21 protein-coding genes are annotated in these 26,323 nt (G+C 43.0%); 5 read left to right on the top strand and 16 right to left on the bottom strand.

Annotated elements, in window-relative coordinates; all coding sequences use genetic code 11:
- Positions 1-120: 120 nt before the first annotated feature.
- The 13 genes from RMX89_RS24335 to gvpN form a co-directional block, all read right to left on the bottom strand.
- Positions 121-3,282, bottom strand: a complete 3,162-nt coding sequence (locus tag RMX89_RS24335) for a hybrid sensor histidine kinase/response regulator (protein ID WP_322690756.1) — start codon at positions 3,280-3,282, stop codon at positions 121-123.
- 16 nt (positions 3,283-3,298) lie between these two features.
- Positions 3,299-8,536 carry a GAF domain-containing protein gene (locus RMX89_RS24330; RefSeq protein WP_322690755.1) on the bottom strand — a complete coding sequence of 1,746 codons (5,238 nt, stop codon included), beginning with the start codon at positions 8,534-8,536 and terminating at the stop codon, positions 3,299-3,301.
- Between the two features lie 79 nt (positions 8,537-8,615).
- The gene (locus tag RMX89_RS24325) at positions 8,616-9,149 is read right to left on the bottom strand and encodes a chemotaxis protein CheW (RefSeq protein ID WP_322673878.1); all 534 of its coding nucleotides are present in this window, start codon (positions 9,147-9,149) and stop codon (positions 8,616-8,618) included.
- A gap of 14 nt (positions 9,150-9,163) precedes the next feature.
- A complete protein-coding gene (locus RMX89_RS24320) occupies positions 9,164-9,526 on the bottom strand; it encodes a response regulator transcription factor (RefSeq protein ID WP_322651336.1) in 363 nt (120 codons plus the stop codon).
- A 119-nt stretch (positions 9,527-9,645) separates the two neighbouring features.
- Positions 9,646-11,055, bottom strand: a complete 1,410-nt coding sequence (locus RMX89_RS24315) for a response regulator (RefSeq protein WP_322690754.1) — start codon at positions 11,053-11,055, stop codon at positions 9,646-9,648.
- Between the two features lie 432 nt (positions 11,056-11,487).
- Positions 11,488-12,183, bottom strand: a complete 696-nt coding sequence (locus RMX89_RS24310; RefSeq protein ID WP_322690753.1) for a gas vesicle protein GvpC — start codon at positions 12,181-12,183, stop codon at positions 11,488-11,490.
- Positions 12,184-12,258: 75 nt separating this feature from the next.
- Positions 12,259-12,480, bottom strand: coding sequence for a gas vesicle structural protein GvpA (gene gvpA / locus RMX89_RS24305; RefSeq protein WP_163931998.1), 222 nt, complete (start codon positions 12,478-12,480; stop codon positions 12,259-12,261).
- A gap of 239 nt (positions 12,481-12,719) precedes the next feature.
- Positions 12,720-13,409 carry a GvpL/GvpF family gas vesicle protein gene (locus RMX89_RS24300; protein ID WP_322690752.1) on the bottom strand — a complete coding sequence of 230 codons (690 nt, stop codon included), beginning with the start codon at positions 13,407-13,409 and terminating at the stop codon, positions 12,720-12,722.
- A gap of 283 nt (positions 13,410-13,692) precedes the next feature.
- Positions 13,693-15,510, bottom strand: coding sequence for an AAA family ATPase (locus RMX89_RS24295; RefSeq protein ID WP_322690751.1), 1,818 nt, complete (start codon positions 15,508-15,510; stop codon positions 13,693-13,695).
- A gap of 95 nt (positions 15,511-15,605) precedes the next feature.
- Positions 15,606-16,355 carry a GvpL/GvpF family gas vesicle protein gene (locus tag RMX89_RS24290; RefSeq protein WP_322690750.1) on the bottom strand — a complete coding sequence of 250 codons (750 nt, stop codon included), beginning with the start codon at positions 16,353-16,355 and terminating at the stop codon, positions 15,606-15,608.
- Positions 16,356-16,578: 223 nt separating this feature from the next.
- The gene (locus RMX89_RS24285; protein ID WP_322673884.1) at positions 16,579-17,016 is read right to left on the bottom strand and encodes a gas vesicle protein K; all 438 of its coding nucleotides are present in this window, start codon (positions 17,014-17,016) and stop codon (positions 16,579-16,581) included.
- The gene (locus RMX89_RS24280; protein ID WP_322690749.1) at positions 17,003-17,353 is read right to left on the bottom strand and encodes a gas vesicle protein; all 351 of its coding nucleotides are present in this window, start codon (positions 17,351-17,353) and stop codon (positions 17,003-17,005) included. The genes RMX89_RS24285 and RMX89_RS24280 overlap by 14 nt, the downstream gene beginning before the upstream one ends.
- Positions 17,350-18,522: a gas vesicle protein GvpN gene (gvpN, locus tag RMX89_RS24275; RefSeq protein WP_322690748.1), complete on the bottom strand. Its 1,173-nt coding sequence runs from the start codon at positions 18,520-18,522 to the stop codon at positions 17,350-17,352. Before gvpN ends, RMX89_RS24280 begins: the two co-directional genes overlap by 4 nt.
- A 215-nt stretch (positions 18,523-18,737) precedes the next feature.
- Between gvpN and RMX89_RS24270 the strand changes: the two genes are divergently transcribed.
- The 3 genes from RMX89_RS24270 to RMX89_RS24260 all read left to right on the top strand — a co-directional run bounded on the left by RMX89_RS24270 (position 18,738) and on the right by RMX89_RS24260 (position 19,849).
- Complete coding sequence (locus RMX89_RS24270; RefSeq protein ID WP_322690747.1) at positions 18,738-18,992, top strand: gas vesicle protein GvpG; 255 nt, start codon at positions 18,738-18,740, stop codon at positions 18,990-18,992.
- 134 nt (positions 18,993-19,126) lie between these two features.
- Positions 19,127-19,435, top strand: coding sequence for a hypothetical protein (locus tag RMX89_RS24265; RefSeq protein WP_322690746.1), 309 nt, complete (start codon positions 19,127-19,129; stop codon positions 19,433-19,435).
- 12 nt (positions 19,436-19,447) lie between these two features.
- On the top strand, positions 19,448-19,849 hold the full coding sequence (locus RMX89_RS24260; protein ID WP_322690745.1) for a hypothetical protein: 402 nt from the start codon (positions 19,448-19,450) through the stop codon (positions 19,847-19,849).
- Between the two features lie 352 nt (positions 19,850-20,201).
- Here RMX89_RS24260 and RMX89_RS24255 read toward each other — a convergent pair whose 3' ends face one another.
- Positions 20,202-20,717, bottom strand: coding sequence for a pentapeptide repeat-containing protein (locus RMX89_RS24255; protein ID WP_322690744.1), 516 nt, complete (start codon positions 20,715-20,717; stop codon positions 20,202-20,204).
- Positions 20,718-20,873: 156 nt separating this feature from the next.
- Between RMX89_RS24255 and RMX89_RS24250 the strand changes: the two genes are divergently transcribed.
- Positions 20,874-21,368: an ankyrin repeat domain-containing protein gene (locus RMX89_RS24250; RefSeq protein ID WP_322690743.1), complete on the top strand. Its 495-nt coding sequence runs from the start codon at positions 20,874-20,876 to the stop codon at positions 21,366-21,368.
- Positions 21,369-21,450: 82 nt separating this feature from the next.
- Here the strand turns inward: RMX89_RS24250 and RMX89_RS24245 are convergent, their stop codons facing one another.
- Positions 21,451-21,735 carry a hypothetical protein gene (locus RMX89_RS24245; RefSeq protein ID WP_322690742.1) on the bottom strand — a complete coding sequence of 95 codons (285 nt, stop codon included), beginning with the start codon at positions 21,733-21,735 and terminating at the stop codon, positions 21,451-21,453.
- 45 nt (positions 21,736-21,780) lie between these two features.
- Positions 21,781-23,664: an ArsA family ATPase gene (locus RMX89_RS24240; RefSeq protein WP_322690741.1), complete on the bottom strand. Its 1,884-nt coding sequence runs from the start codon at positions 23,662-23,664 to the stop codon at positions 21,781-21,783.
- Positions 23,665-24,063: 399 nt separating this feature from the next.
- Here RMX89_RS24240 and RMX89_RS24235 point away from each other — a divergent pair.
- Positions 24,064-26,323 (top strand): eIF2A-related protein (locus RMX89_RS24235; protein ID WP_416212004.1); only part of this gene is annotated, 2,260 nt, incomplete at its 3' end.

The raw sequence follows: 26,323 nt of genomic DNA, 5'->3' as shown, positions 1-26,323 counted from the left end.
GGCTGAGTGGGTGTAGTAAGTCAGAAATTTATTTGTATCCCCACTCATATTTACTTTTCTTGATTTTTCCCTACACCCAACACCCTACCCCCAACACCCTGCCCAGACGAGCTTTCAGCTTTACAAGCGTGCCATTCGGATATGAACCAGTTCGGCGATCGCGGCCAAGAAGTTCTGTTCGGAATAGGGTTTGGTCAAGTAAGCTTTCGCCCCTAGAGCTAAAGCTAATTGGCGGTGCTTTTGTCCGCTACGGGTAGTCAGCATCACTACAGGAATCCCTGATAAACGCTCGTCTTGGCGATGGTGTTCTAAAAACTCAAATCCATTCATCCGCGGCATTTCAATGTCACAAATCACTAGATCGACATCACCGTGTTGCAGCACTTGCGCGATCGCCTCTCGACCATCACCTGCTTGCAACACTTGATAATCGGCTTTCTGGAGCGTCTGCACCAAACTTTGCCTTTGTACAACTGAATCTTCCACTACTAACACCGTCAGTTGGTTAGGTTGAGCAACGGCTGTATTGACTTCAATAGGCTGTTGCTGCGGTTGCGTTATCGTTAGCTGGGATTGTTGACCCTCTAGAGCCAGAACAGGCTCAGGCGCGGGTAATAGTTTAGTTGCAATTGATGTCGGGGAAGTCGGCATTATATCTGTCTCCCAGGTTTGACGAACTAACTCCAATGGGTCAACGGTTAAGGTGAGGCTACCATTTCCCAACACGCTGTAGCCTTGGATGTAACTAGGTAAAGTCAGGACTCTGCCGAGGGATTTAATTACTAATTCCTGCTCGACTAAAATCTGATCGACTTGCAAACACAGATATTGCTGCTCTGTTTGCAACAGTAGCAGAGGTTCTACGGTGTTGCGTTGTTTGACTGGAAAAGGACTGAGGGTTAAATTGTGGTCTTGGGTGGATAAAGGATATTTGTAATCCAGCAAATTGGCAAGCGGGCGGATGGGAACTAGTTGCTGATTTTGCCCTTCTCCCCACTGCCAGAATTTTTGGCTGCCTTGCCCGTGTAAAGATTGCTGCACTTGAATCTGGTCTGGCTGCGGTAATAAAACCTGGCTAATTCCTTCAGACAGCAAGGCATAAGTAATACCTTGAGATTGACACACGAGCAAGCGTGCCGTTGTCAAGCTCAGAGGCAATTGCAGGATAAAGGTGGTTCCCTGCCCTGAAAGCGATCGCACTACAATCGAACCTTGTAAAGCTTGCAATTGAGTGCGAACGACATCTAAGCCGATACCACGCCCAGATAACTCACCAATCTGGTTAGCGGTAGAAAAGCCTGGTTCAAATAATAACTCTGCTAGTTGGTCTTCGGAGGCGTAGGCGGCTTGTTCGGGAGTCAGCAGGTGTTTTTCTATACCTCGCTGACGAATGGATTCCCAGTTTAAGCCTCGACCATCATCCCGTACCTCAATAGTAGTGCGGTTGCCTTGATGATAAGCTTGAATTGTAATTGTTCCGGTTTCTGGTTTACCCTGCTGACGGCGGGTTTCTATCGGTTCAATGCCGTGATCGAAGGCATTACGAATCATGTGCAGCAAAGGATCGTACAACTGCTCAGAAATGGCTTTATCCACCAGTACCTTCGTACCGCCAAGCTTGAGTTCAACAGGCTTATGATAAGTTGCTACCATCTGTTGCAGCAGCCGGGGAAATCGATTCAACACCGTTCCCAGTGGAACCATTCTGGCTTGCAGCAAATCTTCCTGCGCTCCTGAAAGCAGTTGTTTGCGCTTTCCAAGACTGAAGCGAGATTGCTGAACTAAGGTATTAAAAGCCTCAATCCGTTCTCCTAATTGCACCATATCTTCTGTCAGATTTTGCAGGAGAATGTGCAACTCGCTATAGGTATCCATTTCTAAAGTATCAAATTTAGATTGTGCTTCGGCAGTTGGAGAAGCAGGGAGAACTGAGCCTAGAGATGCATGTATATGTCGCTGCTTGCGTTCGGGAAGCAGCAGATGTCGATCCGACCAAGTAGAAACTTTACTAAGTTGTTGTTGGCAGTACAAAAACTGTACTAGAGTATCTTGAGCTGCTTTGTGGATGTGGTTAGATTGTAGGTTTTGTTGGTTTTCGTTGATTAGTAATTCCCCAATCGTGTGGCTGAGGCGATCGAGCTGTTCTATTGCGACTCGGATACTGGGAAGTGATGCCGATGACTGAGCTTGGAGGCTTGGTGCTGGTGGTGGAGAGGCTGGCCGATCTGAGTCTGAATATCGGCAGGATGTCTGTGGATCTCCGATCCAGATTGACTGTAAAATCCGATCTATGGCAGAGGGGACTACTACCGAATCCTGAGAAATTGGTTCTAGTACCTCTGGCGCTTTCGGTACGGAGTTATCAGTCCGCTTCGGGAAAAACGACCAAATTGATTCCGCTTCGTTCGCACTGAGGAGAGGAGATGGCTGATTCTCAGTTGTAGTCGTTTGTGTTGGTTGAGCAGCGATCGCAACTGGCTCCCCTTGTGGTTCTGGGACAGGAATAGTTAACCCTGCCCATTCTCGCAATTGTGGAGATATTTCTCCCCCTTGAGTGCGATCGCCTGCGAGTACTGCTGCTTGAGCTGCTTTAAAATTTTCTAAAGCCACCTGAGCGATTTGCAGTACTTTGTCTGGATACGCTTTGAGCGCGTTTAGGGTCGCCTGGGCAATTTCTTCCAATCCAGATAAGCCATAAGATGCTGCTAATTCGACAAAAAATTCTGCTTGGGAGTTGAGTGTTGTTTGAATTTGTTGCGGATCTTGGCTTTGGATGTCAGTTTCCAGCTGTTGCAAATCCTGGAGTACGCTCCCGGAAAAGATTGACTCTACCACATCAAAGCCAAGTTCTTCCGAACTGGGAAGCGGAGCCTCACGACCAAAAAAGTCGCCTAGTTTATGTTGGAGTTGGGCGAAGATGGAAGCAGTTCGATCGAGTATTTCTGCCTCATTGCAGGATAAGCCCATCAAGGCTGCACTTAATGGAGTTCGCAGGCACTCATAAGCATCTAGAAGCAAAGCACCCAATTCTGGATCGATTTCCAGTTCTGGAGCATATAACGCTTGGAATACATCTTCCAAATGATGGGCAATTGTCTGAATAGTTTCTTGCCCAACACTGGCAGCACTCCCTTTGATAGTATGGGCGCTTCGCATCAAGGCATGAACTTTTTCTATTGTTTTTTCATCAAGTAGACCGATCAGATTCTGCTCAATGGTTTGCAATAACTCTGCCGCTTCCGCAAGAAAAGCCTGCTCTTGATTACTGGGATCGGGGTTCATAACACATTTTGCGAGATTAATCAACTTTGAACTGGCTAACGCTGGTTTCCAGTTGTTGTGAAGTCATCCGTAGTTCCTCAAAAGACTCAGAAATGTGCATTGCACTTTGTGAAGTCTTGCGGGCGATCGCCGAAACATCCATCATCGCTTCTGTCAATATCTGAGATTGCTGACTTTGAGTGGAAACTGCTTGGTTAATTCCTTGTACTAGTCCACCAATTTCGTTGGTAGCTGCGACGATCGCACTCAGGGAATGACGAGTCTCATCGATCAATTTCGAGCCTTGGACAACTTGGGTAATCCCTACTTCCATTGCTTGGGTGACTTCGTTGGTTCCACTTTGAATTTCTTGGACGAGTCGCTCAATTTCTGTGGTGGCACTAGCTGACTGATAAGCCAGGGAACGAACTTCATCTGCAACCACCGCAAAGCCTTTCCCATACTCTCCGGCACGGGTAGCCTCGATCGCCGCATTGAGTGCCAGCAAATTAGTTTGAGTGGCAAAATTTTCAATCAAACTCACTACTTTCGAGATTTTCTGAGAAGCTTCACCAAGGCGTTTAATCTTCTTCGCTGTTTCGGAGACGGTTTCCCGAATCTCCAAAATGCCATCTACGGTTCTTTCCATCAGGGAATCGCCAGCTTGGACGGTGTTATTAGCTCTTTGAACAGCCTGTCCTACTCTTTGGGCATCAGTAGCAACTACCTGGGTGGAAGTTACCATCATTTGTAATTGTTCTAGAGCATTTTCGAGGCGTTCTGCTTGCTGTTGAGCTTGGTCAGATAGTTTAACTACTGAGATAGTGTTATTGCTGGAAGTTTCACTCACTCTGCCAGCAGCAATCTGCACTTGTCGGACTAAATCTCGCAAACTTTGGATCGTCGTGTTGTAACCATCGGCGATCGTTCCAATTTCATCTTCAGATAGGGGAGCGCGAACGGTGAGATCGCCTCTGAAGGATGGTTCCAAAGCCATGAGAACGCGTATTGCTCCTTGTTGCAGTTTTTCCCGTGCGGTGCGATCGCGCTCTGCTGCTTCTGCTAGTTGCTGCTCTTGAGTACGCACCTGTTTGAGGTACTCTGCAAGATTGAGGGCAATACCAATCTGGACGCTGGCTTGGTTGAGAACATCCTCCTCTGATTGCTCCCACTGGCGCGGGGCGCTATTTTGATAAACTCCCATCAGCCCCCATAGCCGATCTTCTTGAAAAATCGGAGCAATCATGTAGGCTTTAGTTCCCCACATTTCTAATAATTGGATGTGGCATTCGTCATGACCGACAGTATATATATTGTCAACCCGCAAACTTTCTTTACGGGCATAACGCCCGCCTTTGTTGTACTGGAGATAGGTATCTCTAACTCTGGCAAGGCTAGTTCCCACCAACTTAGGCCAATCCCCAGTCACAGACTCAACTACAAATTCTCCAGACCAATCAGGCTCAAAACGGTAAACTCCAACTCGATCTACTTTTAGTAGCTGACGAAGTTCGTGGGTGGCAAACTGGACAAATTCCAGAACATCACTATGACTTTGAGCCATCTCTGTTAACCGACTAGGCAAGCGATAGGAAAATCGGGCGTTTGCTACTTCCCGTTCTGCCAGTTTGATCAGTTCCTCGTTCTTGTTTAAGGTTTGCTGTAAGTATTGCGATTGCTGGACGGCTACCCCAAACTGCGTGCCGATTTTCGCTACCAAGTTGATTTCATTATCTTGCCATTGCCGCGGCCCATCATTCTGATATGCTCCTAACAAACCCCAGAGCTTGTTGCCGGCAATAATCGGGGTGATGATATAAGCTCTCATCTGGAATTGCTCGAGAATTTTTATGTGGCACTGGGCATGGCCAGAAGTGTAAATGTCATTGATAACAAACGTCTCGTTGTGGCGATAGCGTCCACCTTGGGTTTGTTGGAGGTGTTCGTCTTCCCAGACAGTCCTGATATCGGGGCCAACCAAAGCCACCCATTCCCGACTTACGGATTCGGCAATAAATTCTCCACCCCAATCTGGATTGAAGCGATACACTGCAAGACGATCGCATTCCAAATGCGATCGCAATTCTGGTAAGGCGTTGCGGAAAATCGTATCTAGCTCTTGAACTTGGCGGATTTTTTCTGACAGCCGTGTTAGCGCTCGTTCCCCTTCTGCGGTTCTGGCTAACTCTGCATTCTTCTTCTTGAGCTGTTCGATATACTTAACCTGTTGCAAGCCTATACCCATTTGCACTGCTACTTTTCGCAACAGTTGCACATCCTTGGATTTCCACTGCCGAGGGCCAGTATTTTGGTATGCTCCTAAAAAGCCCCAGAGTTTGTTTTCAATAAAGATCGGAGCGATTGTGTAAGCCTTAGCCTGGATTTTTTCTAATATCTCTAGGTAGCACTGAACGTGACCGACAGCGTAGATATCATTGACAACAAAGGTTTCATGATTGCGATAGCGTCCGCCCTGAGTTTCTTGTAAGTGCTCGTCCATCCACATCGTTTTGATGTCGGAACTAGCCAAAGACAGCCATTGATCTTTTACGGATTCGGCAATAAATTCCACACTCCAGTCGGGATGAAAGCGGAATACTGCTAGGCGATCGCACTGTAGTTGTTTGCGTAAACTTGGCAGCACATTCAGGAAAATTGTATCTGCTTCTTGAGCTTGGCGAATTTTTTCCACCATCCCTGTCAGCACCTGTTCCTCTTCTGCTGCCCGTGCCAACTCTGCATTCTTCGTTTTCAGTTCTCCGATGTACTCGGCTTGCTGCACGCTTAACCCCAACTGAATGCCCAATTTGGTCAGCAATCGCACCTCTTCGGAATTCCACTGGCGCGGGCCGCTATTTTGATATGCTCCTAACAAACCCCAAAGTTTGTTTCCAGCAAAAATAGGGGCGATGGTGTAGGCTTTAGCCTGGAACTGCTCTAACAGGTCGATGTGGCACTGGGCATGACCAACAGTATAGATGTCATTGACGGCAAAAGTTTCATTGTTGCGATAGCGCCCGCCTTGGGTTTGCTGTAGGTGTTCGTCTTCACATACAGTTTTGATATCGGGGCCAACCAGAGGCACCCAGTCAGTTCCTACAGATTCAGCAATAAATTCACCACTCCAGTCAGAGTTGAAGCGATATATTGCTAGGCGATCGCATTTGAACAACTGCCGCAATTCTGCCAAGGTAGTGCGGTAAATTGTTTCTGGGTGGTGGGAATGAAGCATTCTATCCGTCATTCGGGCGATCGCATTTTCTACTTCAGCTACTTGGGTCATTTCTAGATTTTTTAACCGTAGCTGTTCGATATATTCAGCTTGCTGGAGAGCAATGCTCAACGATTCGCCGATCTGCAACAAAGCACCGGTCTCTTCATCAGTCCATTTGCGGACATCAGAATTTTGATAGGCTGCTAACAAACCCCAGAGATTACCAGCGCGGAAAATGGGAACAATGATATACGCTTTGGCTTGGAACTTCTCTAATGCTTCTAAGTAGCAAGGTGAAAAACCAGCAGCATAAATATCGTTGACTTTGCGGAAGCGCTTTTCTTTGGCGTAAGTTCCACCCTGTGTTTCCTTAAGATAGGTATCGGCATCAGGTTTAACAGGGGAGCCATAATCCTTAACATGGCAACGCTCTGAAGATACCATACCTGTTTTTAAAATGCTTTCTTGTTCCTGAATATCCAACAGGGACGACCAACCAGCAGCCACAGATTCAGCGATAACTTCTCCACTCCAGTCTGGATGAAATTGATAAACGACAACGCGATCGCATTTTAAAAATCGCCGCAACTCTTGGGTTGTAGTGCGGAAAAGGGTGCGAAGATCCGTTGCTTGCCCAATCTTTTCAATGATGCCGAAAACAGTACGTTCTCGTTCAACAAGTTTGGCTGACTCCTCAGAGCGGTGATAAAGTTGTTGCTGATATTGCACCTGTTGAATCGCAATACTAGATAGAGATGCAACCTGCACCATTAGTCGAACTTCACTATCTTTCCACTGACGAGGCTGAGAATTTTGATAGGCAGCCAGTAAGCCCCACAACTTTTCTCCCTGGAAGATAGCAACAATAATGTATCCTTTGGCTTGATAGGTTTCTAAAACTTTGATATAGCAGTCAGAAAAACCACCGCTGTAGATATCATTAGTGACTCGATAAATCTGTCCGCGATGGAAATTTTTGCCTTGGGTGTGCTGAATGTAGCTATCTGCACTGTGCGATCGCCCTGTTGTCCCAGCTAATCCCCCTTCCTCTGCAAGGTTCCTAACACTACAATAGTTAACGTTCTTGGCAATTGCTGGATTATTTCGCTGTTCTTCTAACAGAGAAACCCACTCAGATCCCACAGATTCAGCAATAAATTCCCCAGTCCAGTCAGGATTGAAACGATATATTGCTACGCGATCGCATTTTAGTGACTGTCGTACTTCTTGGGTGGCAATGCGAAAGATGGTATCCACATCTTTGGACTGGAGAATTTTATTCGCTACACCAGTCAGGATTTGGTCTTTTTCCACTTCTTGTTGCAACGTAGCCTGAATCACGGCAACTTGCAGTTGCGCTTCTAATTCCTGCGCGAGCAATTTTAGCGACCTAATTTCAGCATTCTGCCACTGGCGAGGAGCAGTGCATTGCTGCACTACCAACAAGCCCCAAACCCCATCTTTTGTTAAGATTGGCAAGCTCAAACAAGCTCTGACCTGAAACCGCTCCATAAGCTGCTTTTGGTAAGGGGACAAGCTTGCAGTGTAGGTATCGGCGATCGCGACTAATTTTTCTTGTTGATAAACCTTGGCAGAACCTAACCCAAAAGTGACGGCGGGCAGTTTTTCCTTCAGCATTGGGGTAAAGCCATCCCTCATCGCCTCCGCAGCAACTATCCCCAGTGTCGGATTCGTAAACTCATACACCACCACGCGATCGGCTTGCAGTGCGCTTTGTACCTCCATGACAGCAGTAGCAAGCAAGGTATCTAGATCGGAAAATTGACGGATTCTGCTGGCGATCGCCTGTACTTGCTCTACCTCTAATCCATCTCCTCCGTCTTGATATGGCAACACACTTAGCAGTTCTTTTAACTTGCGGATTCTCTCTCGCAACGGCCCTGTTTCCACCCAATCAGCTTGATCCAGTTCAGTTCGCAATTCTTCTAGAGTAGAAGAGATTTGCTGTTTTGCTCTTAGATCGACGGTATGCCCGTTATCGGTGTCCTTATAACCGTTGCCGGAATTTGAGTGTGGTTGGCTAGGTGTATGCATTACCATAATCTTTCTTGCTATGAAGGTTGTTAAAGTAAGTTAATCAGGCAGAGGGTAGGAGACAGAAGGCAGGAAGCTCTGAACTTTAAAGAGACTGAAGGGCTTGAATCACAACATGGGTGTCAATTAACATCAAAGGGCTACCTTGAGAATCCACAAAGTAACCCTGCAAGAACGAGCCTAGTCGGGCAGGTAACATCGATGCCGAAACCGCTAACCGCTCTTGGGGGTCATAAACTTCAATGCTATTGACTTGCTCCACCAACAGCCCGACGGTTTGATTCTGGACTTGAACGAGCATCGCCATGCCAGAGCTACGCACACTTTCTCGCCGACACCAGTGTGTTGCTCCCAACAAACTTGCTAAATCAAGAATCCAGATAGCTTCTCCCCGCCAATTCATGATGCCTAACAAGAATTCTGCTACCTGGGGTACTGGCAAAATCTCGGTGAGTGCAACCTGAATTACTCCCCGCAAATCAGCTAGTGGGAGTAAACCATTCACCTTTCCATTCAACGGAAATCTTAAAAACCTCTGGTTGTTTCCTTGGGGAGAGTTTTCAAGTCGAAATTGGCTATTAATAGGTAGCGCTCTAAAGCTATCATTGCCCTGTACCATTGCCCCAGTTTCCTTTAGCGAATAAATTTATTAACAGTCTGGAGCAAGGTATTTTCATCTACAGGTTTGACTAAATAGCCATCAGCACCACTCATATTGCCCCAAGTTCTATCAACATCTGTGTTTTTAGTTGAGCAAATCACTACCGGGATTGCTTTTGTTGTCGGATCGGCTTTCAACTTGCGGCAGAACTCAAATCCACTTTGGCCTGGCAAAATCAAATCCAGTAGAATCAAGTCAGGTTTTTGTTGTTTCAAGCGCAGTTGAGCCTCTTCACCACTGCGAACTTCATAAACTGAATATCCTCCTTGCTCCAGGTAACGTGTCATCTTTTCGGATTCTGTGAGGCTATCTTCAACTAAAAGAACTTTTTTCATTTTTATTTCCTAGCTATTTAATTCAGATTTTGAAAAATGATTGCGACAAATGAATTAACATCCAAAATCTGTTTTGAAAATGGGTGTAGAGGAGCTACTGGCATGATTGTCGCTTCAATCTAAACGTTTAAATACTTGTGAAGCACATTGAGTACTTTGTCTGCTTCTACGGGTTTACCCAAAAAGTCAGTTGCCCCTACTAATTTTGCTCGCATCCGATCTACTATTCCATCTTTCCCCGTTAAGATGACAACCGGCACATCTTTAAGACTTGGAGTTTTACGGATTTGAGAACAAATTTCATAACCATTCACTTTTGGCATCAAAAGATCCAAAAAAATGAAGTCGGGCTTGCTTTTAATTAGCTTTAAAACTGCTGTCAAGGAGTCTTGAATGCCAATAAAGCGATAATTTTGATGGGTAAGAATTTCCTCCAAACTGCGACAGATTGTCGGACTATCATCCACACAGGCTACTAAAGGTCTGGAGACATCAATAATTGCTTTGCTAGCTGCTGGGGGAGCAACTTGTAAAACAGTGTTCTCTTCTGTCTTCAGTGAAGAATTGGAATGATTAACTGCACTCGACGGAGTGACAATTTGTTTGCTAGTCGCGGGGGGTGCAACTTGTATAACAGTGTTCTCTTCTGTCTTCAGTGAAGAATTGGGATTATTAACTGCACTCGACGGCGTGACAATTTGTTTGCTAGTCGCTGGAGGAGCAACTTGTATAACAGTGTTCTCTTCTGTCTTCAATGAAGAATTAGGATTATTAACTGCACTGGAGGGCTTGCCAGTTTCTTGACTAATCCCAACCTTCCTGGGGCTTGGGGTGGGTGAAAAAGCGATCGCCCCTGTTTTTACCAATGGCATCAAGAACCGAGACAAAACTAAGGCATCCCGACCGCTTTTTTGCCCTAAACCTCGTAAAGTTTTTGTGCCATCAACTAGAGAAATAATCTGTTTAGAGGATGCTTGTCCTTGGAGTAGTTCAAGTTGTTGAATAACAGGATATAAATTAGGCGAGTAACTTGCCAATCCTGCATCTCGCCATTCTTGCCAGACTTGTGTAGCCTGTTTTAATACTTCCTCAGTTGGTAGTACAGCTAGGAGAAACCCAGGAACTGCACCAACAACGGTAGTAGGTGACAACTGCCCTGCTGGATTGTTGCCATTTCTTTTGGCTTCAACGTACTGGATTATATCAAACAGGACTTCAGCTATTAAGCTTGTAATCAGGCTAACAAGTTGTTGTTGTTCGATTAATTTTTGTTCTCGCAATTTACTAAGAATGCAATACTCGCGATAACTTTCCTGGGGAGAGACAAGCCCCTCCAACTTTGCCACATCCAGATTAGGACAGTATTGCGACAAGTGCCGTCGCCATCGCTCATCGGCATTAGAACCGCCAGCCTGCCAAATTAATCGTCCTAAACGAAAATATAGCGTCCAAGTCGGCCCGTCCCTGGCTTCAAGATTCAGCCTACCTGTGAATAATTTAGTTTGAAGTTGCTCGATCAATTGATTCACAATGGATCGCACCTCCTTATATATCTTGAGTTTTGCATTTAGATTAGAATTTATCAAACAATCCAGCTTACTAACCTCATTTTGCGATCGCCAATAGCACAGTTCAAAACCTCGATCGAGCTACCCCAGCTTGTTATATCCCTTTCCAATCCGGACATTTTGAAAGTTCAAAGCTGGAAGCTCGAACAAAGATTTAAGCTCTTTTTTTAATTAGAAATAAGTTATCTATATTAGTTTTGCAACGTTACATATACTGAGACAATTGCTTGTCAATACAGACCTTAAAAAAAGATGGAAATTTTGAATACTACAAAGCATATACCAGCTTTAATGCTTATCGATTGCGTGCTATGCCTCCTGAAGGCAAAAGACACAAGCGATCGCAAGAGCCGCTAGTCTGCAATTACAAAAAATGAGCTGGAATCAAATTTGTTAAGAAATTGCTTGTTGCCGAATAAAGTATTGGCGATCGCGTTGTTCTAGTACTCCTTGCTTGATCAAGGAGCGCAGGATATCTATCGTTTGCACCCTGGTTAAGCCAATCACTTCTTCAATTTCTATTAAAGTAGCTCCTTGGGCTTGCTGAATATATTGCTGCACTTTAGATTTAGTATCTGCATTCGATTCAGGCACTTTTCTAGTCATGGTATTGACGGAAGGACGAAAGCCAGTGGCTTTAATTCCAGAACGAGAGATTGACCATTTTGGAACCGTTGCCACTAATTTTTCTGTTTTAGCAGAAGGCGGGGTAACTACTTGTTCATGAATGCGGTCGCCCCAAACACTTTTATGTAAAATTGCTCGGAAATTTTGCAAATCTTGAAATAATGTCTGAGCCTTTGCTGTCCGCTGTTGGCGGTATTCTTGCTGGCGTTGGCAGACATCTGTTTTTATTTGCAATATTTCTAATTGCCGTTCTACAATCTCTTGCTGAAATTGCTGCTGTTGTAACTTTCTGTTGTGGTGAAGACTAGTAACAGAACTGCTCAATTCTTGATGAAGTAAATCTGCTTCCAACTGCAATTCTTGTTGAGTTAGCTGTTTCCACTGGTTAACTTGTTGACGGCGTTCAGCAGTTATTTGCAATCGCTGCGATCGCTCTTGTTCCCACAAATTTTTGAGAGCCATCAGCTGAATTCTCCTATTTTGTTAACTAGAAACATTAAATGGGAGCCATGAAGACTCCCTTTTTATAATGTGTTATTAAGCAGCAGATGGAACAGCAGCCTGAGATGTTAAACCAACTGCCTCGGCATATCTTAAGTAAGTTTCAACTGAAGCAATTACAATCCGAGCTTCGATTGATAGCAGTTCAATACCAACTAAAGAAACACGTACCCAAGCATCAACTACAATTCCTTTGTCCAAAATTCGGTCAATAACTTCAGCTAGACTAGAAGATGAGTTAACTTTTTCAACAGCCATTTTCTTTTACTCTCACAACTCTGATTATTGGTTTCATCTTGCTCTGATTGAGCAGTAGGTAAAAATTACACAATGTGTTTTATTCTTCCTGAGTTTAGTGTTCCCAAAAATATGAGATAAATATAATAAAATAAAAAAATATTAAAAAGTTAACAATATTTTTTTAGCAAAAAATTAAAGAAATAATTAGCCTATCTTCATTTTTTCTGGGAAAGTTATAATTATTATTTTTTATGAATTTATCTGAGAGTATTTTTTAGAAAATGATAGGGTGGCAGAGGTTCACTTAGTGCCAATTGCCAGTGCGAGCATTGTACCTGCCAGAGGGAAAGCTGCTGCGTACTGAGCGTTGAATCGTTCCGCTGTGCCAAAAAGTGGATTTGCCGCACATCTGCCTGTCGAGTTTCACAGATAACATCTGTATATGTTTTGAGAATTGACTGGTTCAAGAGTTCCCACTGTTCGGATTGTTGTGCTTGAAATGCTTGCTGTGTTTGGTAGCGTTGTTTTTTCGCTAATAAATAGGCTTTTCCTCTAGCATCAATAGTGTCAGACTCATCAAGCAAAGAACTGGGTGTCAATTTTAAAGTGTACTCAACTTTGTCTGCTAGCTGAGTAAGGGTTTCTAGATATTGCTCTTGGTGCTGTTCTAGATGATTCAGCAGTTTTTCTTGCGAGGTAAAACCGCTGCCAAAGCGTAAGGGAAGAAGGGGAGTTTGTTGAAAGAGTTCTCGAATCACGCGATCGTGGATTAATACAGCTTGAAGTAAACGCTCATCTGTTGCTTGTATTCCCTCTACTGAGATTTCCGGTTCTACGATCGCACCTAAACCAGAACAGTAAACGAGTTCGGTATTCCTTTCCATTCCAAAAGGTAGAACAAGCTCTGATGCGGTGGGTACTAGAAGAGCATAGGCGTATACTGACATAAACTTGAGATACTTATTAAGTAATTAAGTTTGTACACATGAAGTTCTCTGGGACACTTCTTTTTACATCAAAGGTGTTTCCAAAGAGTAAGTATCGCTGTGTGCAACGTTCTCTCAAACCTAACCCCCAGCCCCTTCCCTCCTAGCGTTGGGGAGCAAGAATCAAAGTTTCTCTCCCTGTGGCGGAGAGGTTTGGAGAGGGGTTCTAAGGATAAGTTGTACATCGCGTTAAGTAGCTTCTGTTGTTAACTTCTGCGTTGTTTCAAGTCAGAGACTATTGAGATTAGTGCTGATTAGCAAGCATTTGGTATGTAACTTGGAAATCATCATTTGTAATCTGAATCAGGCTGGAGTCAGTCAATCCCTGGGCGCGGTATCGACGAATTGCGCTTAAAGCAGCTTGATTGCTCAACAAAGCCAAGTCTGCGCCATTCCAACCCTCGGTAACTGTCGCCCAGGTTTCTAAATCGACATCAAATAGGGGACGATCTAGATTGTGAACTCGTAAAATCGCTAATCGGCTTGCTGGATCTGGGAGATCGATTTTGATTTGTAAGTCCAATCTTCCGGCTCTGAGTAAAGCAGGATCGAGGGTTTCTGGACGATTGGTTGCTCCTACTAACAGTACTTTAGGGCATTCATGCAACCCATCCAGTTCGGTGAGTAGTTGACCGACAACGCGATCGCTAACTCCAGAATCACCAGTGAATCTTCCCCGTGCTGGTGCTAAGGTATCAATTTCATCTACAAACACAACGCAAGGCGCTGCTTGTCGAGCTTTGCGAAAGAGTTCTCTGACTGCTTGTTCTGCGGCTCCTACCCATCGACTTAGTAATTCAGGGCCATTCACAGCAATAAAGTTGGCTCTAGCTTGGGAAGCGATCGCTTTTGCCAGTAATGTTTTTCCCGTTCCCGGCGGCCCCCACAACAGAATCCCACGGGGAGGCTTGGCTTTGGTTTGCTCGTATAGTTCGGGATAAAGGAGTGCGCCCTCTACAGATTCTTGAAGTTTTTGTTTAACATCATCCAAACCACCAATGTCATCCCAACTGACACTTGGTGCTTCAACTGCTACATCCCTGAGAACTGAGGGTTTTATCTCCTTAATTGCTTCTAGAAAATCCTGCTGCATAACAGCCATGTTCTCAGGAATGGGACTGTTGAGCGAGGGGACTTGACGACGTAGGGCAATGTAGGCTGCTTTTTGACAAAGAGCTTTGATATCGGCACCGACAAAACCGACAGCCAAATCAGCGATCGCTCCTAAATTAACCGCAGTCTCCAAGGGCATAGCACTTGTCAAAATCGTGAGAATTTCCAATCGTCCATCGCGATCGGGAACCCGAAACTGAACTTCGCGATCGAAGCGTCCCGGACGACGCAGCGCCGGATCGAGATAATCGGGACGATTTGTTGCTGCTAATACAAGTACGCCCTCGGTTTTGGCAAACCCATCCATTAACCCAAGCAACTGCGCTACTAATCTTTTTTCAACTTCGCCTTCCACTTGGCTGCGATCTGGGGCAAGGCTATCAATTTCGTCAATAAATATCAAGCAGGGAGCAGAACGAGTTGCTTTCTCAAAAATATTTCGTAAACGAGCTTCTGCTTCCCCGTAATACTTGCTCATCACCTCTGGGCCATTGATGGCAATGTAGTTTAACTCTAATTCTTCTGCCAAAACACGGGCTGTTAAAGTTTTTCCCGTACCGGGCGGGCCAACTAGCAAAACCCCACGCGGAGGCTCTAACCCTAATTTAACCAATAAATCTGGACGTTTAAGGGGAATTTCGACTAACTCTCTGATTTCCTTGAGAACATCACCCAAGCCGCCGACACCTTGCCAAGAAGCTTTTGAGTTCTTGTTAGCTGATGGGGTGGTGACATCATCAGCATTATCCATTGGTGCAGCTGCATCAGTAGAATTGGCTCGAACTCGGCTGGAACTAGTTTTTCTCGGAATATTGCCTTGCCGGGGAATACTGCTGAGATTATGAGAGCGAATTTCAATAGAAGTTTTTAACTCTCCTTTCTCTACTTTTTCTTCTAAAGCTTTGGCAATTTCTAATAGCTGTTCAAATCCTTTAAATATGTCGTCCATTGATTTTACTTAAATAAAATGTATATAAAAATTCACAAGTTTCAATAATTTTTCATTATCAATTTTTACTGCTATTCACAGTGAAAAAAATTAATTCATTTGGAAATCAATAATCGAAGACGAGCAAAATTAAAGGGGGCAGTAAAATTGTTGTAGCGAATTCGCAAACGGTTTTCAAATTGACGATCGAGTGCTTCAACGTGTTCGCTAAATTGTGATTCTGCTTCCCAAGGAATTAGGTAGGCTGCATTGTAGATCATTGTGTCCATTTGGGGAGTATTTTCCACCATATCGAGAGCAATGGAGTTGAGCGTGCCTTGAAATACATCTATGATGCCTTGCTTGCGATCGCTCATTCCCCGTTCGATGGCTTGCCCTATTTGGATCGCTTGCTCCATACTCAAGGGTTGACCCACTAGCTTATCCCTTTCAGTTTTGAGATTTGGATTTTCTGCTAACAATCCCTGAATTTCTGCCTCAGTATCCCAAAAAACTTTGACACTAACTTCTCGACAACCCGATAACTTCGCAAGCAATTGCGTCAATTCTTCTTGATGAGGACGAATTAATTGCTCTGAAACCGTTTCCCAGCTTGAAATCAAAAGTCCAAATTGCATGGGTAATAAATTGCGATCGCCTGCTTCCATGATGTCCTCAAGGACTTTCTCATGACTTAGCAGGTTACGGCGGCTTGCCAAATAACGCTCTTGCTGTGCTTCGGAGTAAATGACTGCAAAACCATCCAAAATTTTAATTTGTACAGGTTGCCGATCTATGCCCTGTAAATTTAAATTTTGTGGAGCGGGCAAGGTCAAAATTCCGTAAATGTAAAAGCCATAACTCATAAGAATGTATTACCAAGAAGAATATAGATAAAAAAGTTACCAAAAACAGGGTGTGGGGTGTTGGGTGTAGGGATTAGAAAATCCTTGTATGAGTGGGTTTAGAGCTTACCAAAAAAGAAGAATTATACCGAATGAAAGTGGCACGAGGTATAAGGTGTCCAAGTTTTCAATCCCACGCTTTTAACCCTGGGTTCCCTACACCCTACACCCTACCCCCTACACCCTATGAAAGGGGTTTAGAAGTGAGTACTAATCTTAACTTGGCATGAACTAAGCTTAATTGAGCCAGTCCTAAGTCCAAGTCACCCTCAACCACAACACCCGTATTTAATAGGCGATCGAGGAGTTCTAGAATAGAGGGTTGACTAGAGGTTTCACCGGGGTAGTATCCTCCAGATTGGGGAAGTAAATTTCCCATTTCACCCAAGTTAATATTTAGATCGGCTGGGTCAATATCAAATATCTCGCAAAGCTGAACAACTTGCTGTTCAAGCTTTTGCAGGCTTTCGGCAGCTCGATCTAGTTCAGAATCGCTGAGGTTGCCAGCATCCATTCGCCGAATCACCTGAGCTTCCATGAGTTGGCGTATCAGTTCAACAACCGTCAGTAACAACGGCGCTAAACCTGAATCGGAACCTTTTGATTTGCTAATCGCCTGCATTCTGATTATTAATAGGATTGACTGCTTTAAGCGATCGCAGTTCTGTTTCTAGACTGGCAACACGCTCTTGAAGTTGTTGATTAGTTGTTAATAAGGAACGAGCTTGACTATTGAGGTAGGGGTCGCTTTCCCACCAGTTAATTCCAATCTCTTTGGCTTTATCAATAGAAGAAATCAACAAACGAATTCGGATGTTGAGCAGTTCTGTAGAGCCGACAGAAACAGAAATATCTCCTGCTATCACAATGCCTTTATCTAGAACCCGTTCTAGAATATCTGCCAAGGTAGAACCTTGAGTTGATGTGGTGATAGCTCCTCGATTAGTATTAGTACTCATTTGTTTATTAAATGGCCAGAATCAAAAGCAAGTGTCTGTGAGATGTTCGGCGGCTCGGCATTGCCCTGCATTTGTACTAATACTCCCTGCTCTCTGAGAGACTTGAGTGCAGCTACAATTTGACTGCGATCGATCCCTAACTCTACTGCCAATTCAGAGAAACGCCTTCCTGGAGAATTACACAGGTAGTTGTAGACTTCATGCTCGTAAGGTACTCGTTGTTCCAATACAATCTGATTTTGGCTGTCTGGTATTATCTTTGACGGCTGAGATTGAGTATTTGTACTATGATGCAATTCACTTAAAACCTCTTCTAGTAGCCGAGTTGCTTCCATGAGAGGTTGACTCGTGCGAGAAAGCAGGATATCGGCACAAATATCTTGGAAGCTAGGATCTCCAGGGTTTACGGAAATTTCGTGTTCGTGGCAGATTTTGGCAATCATCAGACAGGAACGCAATCCACCACCCTGTCCAGAGCTAGATCGACTCCAAAACGTCCGTACTATGCGGACAATTACTTCTGCTTTCTCAGAATCTATACCTGTTTTATGAACTACAATTTCCTGCTGACTCAGTTCATCAGGTGTAGGCATATCGATGGTAATAACACGATCCATCAAAGCATCCTGAGTTGCATGAACTCCACAATACTCTTGAGGATTTGATGTTAAGATTGCCCGAAACTGAGGATGAACCCGGATATACTCAGCTCGCTGTTGATTTGTTGGCAATACCAACAACCTCTCTTCAAGTACGGAGAGTAAAACGTTATTTACCTCCGGGTGCGATCGATTGAATTCGTCGTAAACCAGCGTAAATCCTTCTTTACAAGCTAGGGTTAATCGTGCATCAACCCAATGTTGTCTAAGTTCATCCTCAACTTTCACAACGCTGTGGATGAAATTATCAACAACCTTTTTGCGGGTATAACCTAATTGATTACCAATCAAGTCTGAGGTTTTAAACTCATCATCTCCAAATAAGAGGATGATCGGCTGGTTGAGCAAATCAGCTAGATGCATTGCCAGAGTAGTTTTTCCGACTCCGGCTGCACCACGTAAATGTATTGAAAAACCTGACTGTAGATAGCGCAAAGCACGTTGAGCGATGCGTTGAACAGCAGGGGTATTGACAAATCGTTGGGGAGATGCATTTAATACTGTTGTCAAACTCTAAGTACCTCGTAAATAGTAATGTGTCATACAAAAGTATTTTTTTTTTACATTGCAAATATAAAATACAGATGTCAATCAGCCTTAACTGGACTCAAATCCAACGCATTTTGGCATCAACACAAGACTAGTAATGTTTAATATTTATGTCATCAGCATGATTACGGTCTTGAAAGGATACCTTTAATAAATCCACACAGGTGTAAAGCAATATGGTTCTGCGCTTTTTACTATTACCGATTACCGGCCCATTAATGGGGGTAACGTGGCTTGGGGAAAAAATTTTAGAACAGGCGAGTACTGAAATTGATGATAAAGAAAATCTGAGCAAGCAGCTTCTTGCACTCCAACTTGCTTTTGATATGGGAGAAATTCCTGAAGAAGAGTTTGAAATTCAGGAAGAAGCTCTTTTATTAGCAATCCTGGAAGCAGAACAGCAAGAACGCGATCAAGCACAAGAGGATTGAAATTCTTTCCTAGCTTGTGTGATTTATTGCTTTAACTAACGTGCGCCTCCGTTGGAGACTCACGTTAATTTTAAAAATGTTGTTAGCTATTATACTTAAGTAAATTATGCTTCTACTATACAAGTATTAATTTAATGGAAGCTTTACCCGATAATTGGGCAGATATTCAACCTGATACTGTATATCTTTCAACCAGTGGTCTGCTAGTTTCATTTGGCAGTGAACAAATAAAGCTGGGATTAAAATATGATCGGAAGGGGAAACATTTAAAAGCCATTGAGAAAGGGCTTGTACCTCCTCGCGGTAATGTTGGGTTGGTGGCTTCCCAAGAATCTGGCTACGATTTGAAATCTAAAGTCTTAGGTAAAAATGGCGATCGCCGATTTCATGCAAAATTCATTGATGATATATTGCACTTCCCTGGTTTGGTAACAGAACATTAAACCCACATAACTATGACAAGGCTCGAATTAAAAAATCATCAAGTTTGGCAAGATTTAACTGAAATATTACAAAGTTTAGATGCTAATCTTCTTGTTCAAGAACATCTTGAACAATGTGATTATCAAGTGTGTGGCTATTGGGATGAACAAGATGAATATTATGAGAAAATTACGTTACCTCGTACCCTAGAAGCCGAATTAGTTAGCAGTTCAATAGGCGTTACTCACGAAGAACGTTTTTTAGAACTAAAGTTTTTGCTCATAGCTGATGCTGTTGATAATACAAAAACTACAAGTAGCAATGCTCAAAAACTTGGTGAATTGGTTCTTGTTTATGATGAAAATCTAGAATTTATTGATGAGAATTGGCTTTTAGATGTCGATTCTCCATTCCTTGTGAAGCGATCTGGCTAATTTTAGACAATTGAGTAGAAGTAAGAAATAACTAAGCAACGAATTTTCGTGCCTAGCGCAAAGCTGAATATATAAGGGTTTGAGATAAGCTTTATTGCTCACTTTGGGGTATCGCAACGATTGATGAAAAATTCCACCATTTGCTGTGAAATGCTTGATAAATGGTTTTTCTATCTGCTAACTTTGACAGCGCAATCAAGGTAGTCAGCATTGGTGGCTGAAATCCTTATCAATAAAGCTTTTGACTTTAGAAAAAAATTATTTTCTTAATCTGTTTCTTAACTTCTACCCTTTTGATAAGCAAATTCTGATTATTATTCTTTAAGTATTGGTTTTTAATTTTGTTAAAAGCTTAACCAGCCCAAGGGTCACTGGCAACTTGTCCATCAGGCAAGACTGTATTACCACAACAGGACAGCAAAGTATCTATATTAATTCCTTTGATATTTGCGTCTATAAGATTTGCATAGGATAAATCAGTTTCTCCTATACAAGCTAATTCCAAATTAGCGTTTCTCAAGTTAGCATTGTACAAATTAGCCATTCTCAATTCTGCATTTCTCAAACTAGCCCCCTCTAAATTCGCTCCCATCAAACTTGCTTCGCTCAAATTAGACCCATCTAAGTTAGTTTGTCTTAAACTGGCATAGTCAAGGTTTGCCCCACTCAAGGAAGCTTTTACCAAAATTGCTCCATCCAAGTTAGCTTCAGACAACCAGGTATCTTTTAAATTAGCCCTGCTCAGGTTTGCCTGACTCAAATTGATTTTCTCTAAATGTGAGCCAAATATTTCAATATTACTTAAATCAACCCCATTAAAATCTCTCTCTCCAACAGCATATCGCTGCAATAACTCGTGAGCATTCATGATTTTCCTATTAAAATGGGTTATTTACAGGCTAATACAAACTGAATGCTCTATTCTAACCGCTTTTACCCCAATATCGCTTAACCCAAAAATTCCGATATCACACAAGGCGATCGCTCGTAACTTCGGCAAGGAGAGAATATTATAGACACCAACTTGTTAACACAAGAAATCAAACAGGCAATCGAAAATAGCGATCAGTCCAAGTTAGAAAGCCTACTGACTTCTGAGCCATCCCAAATTAATGGAACAACTGCATTTGGAAATTGGCTACATTTTGCAGTTTCTTTTAATACCAGCATGGATATCATAAAGTTTCTTGTTGAAAAGGGAGTAGACATTAATCAAAAAGAACCTATTTTGGGAGGAAATGTCTTAAATCTTGCTGCATCAGAAGGGCAAATAGATGTTGTTCATTATTTATTAGAAAAAGGAGCAGAAATAGATATCTCTGAACCAGAAAGTAATCCCTTGTTTGGTGCGATTTACGGGGGATATAAAGATATCGTAGAAGTTTTAATCGCAAATAAAATTGATTTTAAAATAAAATACTCAGGAGATAACATGAACGATATAGACGCATTAGCATTTGCTAAAGAAAGAGGACAAACAGAAATAGCAGAAATGCTTTTCGTGTTATATGTAATTTAAAGTTTAATTCAAAAACTTTGATTTTTTCAGCCAATGCCTCGCAAGGCAGTAGCGAAGAATAGGCAAGCTGAAATCTTAGTACTTAGTATTCCAATGTTAGGGTGTTGAATTTTGGTGTATTGTCCTCCAAGCCAGTATTTGTTTGCTGATGGATCGTGTTCTCTTCAGCAATTATTTGACTATTTAAAATAGCAAGACGCTGCTGAATCTGAGATTGGCGTGCTTCGAGTTTCTTTAGTTCCTGCTCTAAACGCTCCTTCTCTAACATTATTTTGTAAGCATTTAAGTAAACTGTTGCTTGAGAACGTTGAGGAGGCATGGTGCTAAGTTTGGCTTGAATTTGTCTGCGGTTTGGAGTGCGATGCATAATAAATTTCTCTTTGGGTATGAAAGTATTTAGTCTAATTAGCTGTTAAAATAAACAGCCGGCTGCTGCTTGGATGCGTTCTAAAGGCTGAACTGAGCGAGGAAGCATTGGTAAGCGAACCATTGTCAAACCTGGAAAATCGCAATTAATGGTTGCTGTAGAAGTAAAGCGGTTGAGAACAAGGTAATTCTGACTTACACCTATTTCTTGCATAGATTTGAACAGGCGTTGTTGTTCGGCAAGTACGCTAGCCTGGTTAAGTGTAACCCCAATGAACTCTGTTTGTTGTGGGTCTTTTAGCACTTTTTGGGCTTTGACTACGCGCTGTCGCAAAGTTCGTAAACGCCCCATGAACTCTGTACGACCAAGAACATTTTGATACTTGATCCAGAGTTTGAAAATCCATGCTAGCCAGTCTGCTAGTGCAGTTGGCATTTCTAGAAAACGCAGAAGATGACCTGTAGGAGCAGTGTCTAAAATAATCAAGTCTTCTTCTTGTTGCTCTAGCAATTCCATTACTGTTAACAGGGAAAGTATTTCATCAATCCCTGGTAAAGCTTGATCGACAATTTTGCGCCAGGCAACAGGAGCATAGGCCATTTCAATAGCTTCGCTTGTTTGGGTTTCGCCACTCATCATTTGGGCCAGTTCCCATAGGTAATCGGCTCTGAATTGATCGAGAATGCGATCGCTATCTACTTCCTGACCTCGAAGATTGGCAGTTATTTGATATGGTTCATGTCCTAAACTCAGACCAAAGGCATCACCCAAGGAGTGAGCCGGATCGATGGAAACCATGCGAATTTTGCGATCGGGATGTTGTTGAGCCATAGCCCAACCAATCGCAGCTGCTACTGTGGTCTTACCTACTCCACCTTTACCGCCAATTAGTAACAGGCGGCGACCTTGGGTGAGAAAATCTCCAAAGCTAGGAGGAATTGTTTCCGGCCATTGAACTGGGAGTAGATCGATAGGAAATAGCGGTTCAAGTTGAGGAATATGGATTTGGTCGATCAGATGGCCGAGGGCTAGAATCCCTAAAGGCTCTTTATCTTGCTGTGGCACGATAAAAATCGGCTTTCCGTGAGCAAGATCCGTATACTGGCCGATCAGTGGTTGTTGTTCTTGGTAACGATCTGGGTCAGTTGCACTGGCAAGAACTTGGTTAACAAACAACCCTCCACAAGGAACCTGCATGGTTTGTAAGGCTTCTAGGAATCGTTTTGACTCCAACCAACTCATTGGTTCGGCGATCGCAACTAACAAACAAGCAGTATGCTTAGGATCTTGAAGGAGACGGCGACCTTGCGATAGTTCAGCTTTCAGGGTTTGCAAAAAGTCGTCAGCGCGATCGGGTGTGTAACTTCCAGCAAAGGTCTTGCTAATATACCGATGCTTTTCTTGAAACAGTTCCAGAGAGTGGAGGAAAGTGTCTAAAAAATCCATCAATCCAAACAAGTTGAGAGTATGACCGCTAGGAGCCATATCTACTACTACTCGATCTACCTGCTGTTCGTTGAAAAGGCGTTGGATCTCTAACAAACCCATCAATTCGTCCAGTCCAGGCCAATTTAAATCCCAAACTGGAGACAAGTCTTCTCCTTCAACAAAACTACCCCGTTCCACTAGCAGTTCTAATACCTGACCATAACGTTCTTTAAACTTTTGTAGCAGAAGCTTTGCATCCAACGCCCTTACTTGTAGATTGGGTAGTTCTGCTATGGGACGAGGAATGTCATCAACGCTAACTTGTAAGACATCTCCAAGAGAGTGAGCTGGATCGGTTGAGATTAAAAGAATTTGCTCATTGCTAAATTTCTGCGCCCAACGATATGCAAAGGTGCAGGAGATTGTCGTTTTTCCGACTCCACCTTTGCCGCTAAACATAGCAAGGTGTAGGTTATCAAAAAGTTCCATCCCGTTTGTCATTTCTGGCGTTTTAGGATAAAGTTACTACATATTTTTGAAAATTACTTAAGTAATTTTGCTGAATAAATCTATTTAAAACCTTAATTTTTCACGGATAGGATTTACAAAACTTCTATCCTATAGGCTACCGTGTACACACAAGTTGGAAATAATTGACAAATCCGGGTTTTACCCCACCCTAACCCTCCCCTTGTAAAGGGGAGGGAACTAGATTTTTCCCCCCTTTACAAGGGGGGATTAAGGGGGGTAATTCGACTTTTGATTCTATAGGGCGGTGACAGGGAAAGCTTTACAAGAGAATGTGTAATTAATTTTGTTGAGTTACTTACAAAGATTAGCAAAGGAACTATAACTGAGGTAAAGATTTAGCCAGAGGTGTCCAAAGGTAAGGAGATATAAATGGTTAACAGTTCTGAAAGCGATATAAATATTGGGTGTAATGTCCAAGGTATTTCTGAATACGACTTTTTTTCTGACAGTAATTTTGAGGACATTCATTATCGTCCGCTTAAAATAGACTCTCCCTACTTAGGACTAAAAACTTTTGAAATTAAAGATAAAGATAAATTTTTTGGTCGGGAAAAGTGGATTGCTAATCTGGGCGATCGCTTAAAAAAAGATAATGTACTCTTGCTTTTAGGAGCATCAAATACTGGCAAATCATCATTGATTCGGGCAGGCTTAATTCCTTATTTGGGAAATAACAACAATTCATTAATTAATATAAGTTTTCACCCAGATGATAATCCTTTTAAATCTCTTTATCAGTGTCTTGCTTTTACTTATGGGAAAAAATCGCAAATAGCGGATATTGCGCGAAAAATAAGAGAAAATACTCTAATTAAAATTGTCAGATTACTCAAACAAGATTATCAATGCGTTGTGATTTTTGTTGACCAATTTGAAGAACTGTTTACAAAAACTCAAAAGCCGGAACGCGATAAATTTGTTGTTAGTCTCTTTCAATTGATCCAGCAACAGGATAGCTCTGTAAAAATTGTTTTAACAATGCGATCGGATGTTTTGGATAAATTTAGTGAGTATCCCCAACTTGCAAATATTCACGATCGCTATAGTCGTATACTCACTAGAATGAGCGATCGCGAATTAAAGTTAGCGATCGCTGAACCTGCTGCTAGAATTGGCGTTACCTTTGAACAAGGACTAGTTGAGCAAATTCTTCATGATTTTCACCAACAAAATGATTATTTACCACTTCTGGCATACACCCTGAATGTATTGTGGGAAAGAGAAGATATTGCAAACGGGGTTCTGAAGATAAAGACTTATCAAGAACTAAAAGAGCAAACGTTTGGTTATTTCAGCCAACAAGCTAATCGATTTATTAATGCTAATGTTGGATGGCACGATCGCCATTCGAGAGAAAAGGAACAAGAGATTCAAAAGTTAAACCTTGCGCTGACTGAATTAAAACTGCGCGAGCAATCCGCCAGGGTTTTGAATTTACTTCCCGTCCAACCGCTAGAGGGTTTGCTGCTGGCAATTCAAACAATGGGTGAGAATCTAGAGAAATACCCAAACCAGCTTCTAGCTTCTGTTTTGGGAAGCTTAAAGGAAGCAATGAACACACCCACAGAGGCAAATAACTTGCGCGGACACGAGCAAGAGGTGAATTGCGTAGCTTTTAGTCCTGATGGCAAGTTTATTGCCAGTGGCAGTAGTGATTCTACTGTATGCTTATGGAATATCATTAGCAATCCCACTGCCGAATTTTTGTTGGGACACGAGCAAGAGGTTAATTGTATAGCCTTTAGTCCTGATAGCAAGTTTATTGTTAGTGGCAGTATTGACGGAATTTTGTGTTTATGGGATCTACAAGGTAATCTCATTATTCAACCCTGGCAGGGACATGAGGAAGGAGTTATTTCCGTCACCTTTAACCCAAATGGCGATTCTATTGTCAGTGTTGGTTTTGACGGAACGGTGTGTTTGTGGGATTTACAAGGTAATGCCATTACTCAACCTTGGTGCGGACACAAGGAAGGAGTTATTTCCGTCACCTTTAACCCAAATAGCGATGGCTGCGCCAACCCCTCCGGGGTACGCATGATCGGTGTTGGTTTTGACGGAACGGTTTGTTTGTGGGATTTACAAGGTAACGCCATTACTCAACCCTGGCACAAACATGAGGCAAAAATTATTTGCGCCGCCTTTAGCCCCGATCGCAATTTTATTGCCAGTGGTAGCAGTGATTCTACAGTGCGGTTGTGGGACATACAAGGTAATCCCATCGGTCAACCTTGGCACGGGCATGAAGGACATGTAAATTCTGTAGCGTTTAGCCCTGATGGCAAGTTTATTATTAGTGGTAGCTGCGATCGGACAATACGCTTGTGGAATATCAATGGCAACCCCATTGGTCAACCTTGGCGGGGACATAAAGGACAGGTTAATTCCTTAGCCTTTAGCCCCGATGGCAAGCTGATTGTCAGTGGTGGCGATAAAACTGTACGTTTGTGGGAGCTAGATCAAATATTACAAGATCGAGTTATCGGGCGATCGCAGCGCAAATATGAGAATTGGATCAATTCTGTCGCCTTTAGCCCTGATGGTAAGTGGATTGTCAGTGCCAGCAATGATTCGACAGTGCGCTTGTGGGATATGAACGGCAATCCTATTGGTGAACCTTGGCGCGGAC

It is taken from the genome of Nostoc sp. DedSLP04 (assembly GCF_034530775.1).
Classification (GTDB): Bacteria; Cyanobacteriota; Cyanobacteriia; order Cyanobacteriales; family Nostocaceae; genus Nostoc.
Note: the sequence above shows the minus strand (reverse complement) of the source record. Positions and strands in the feature narration are given on the sequence as shown.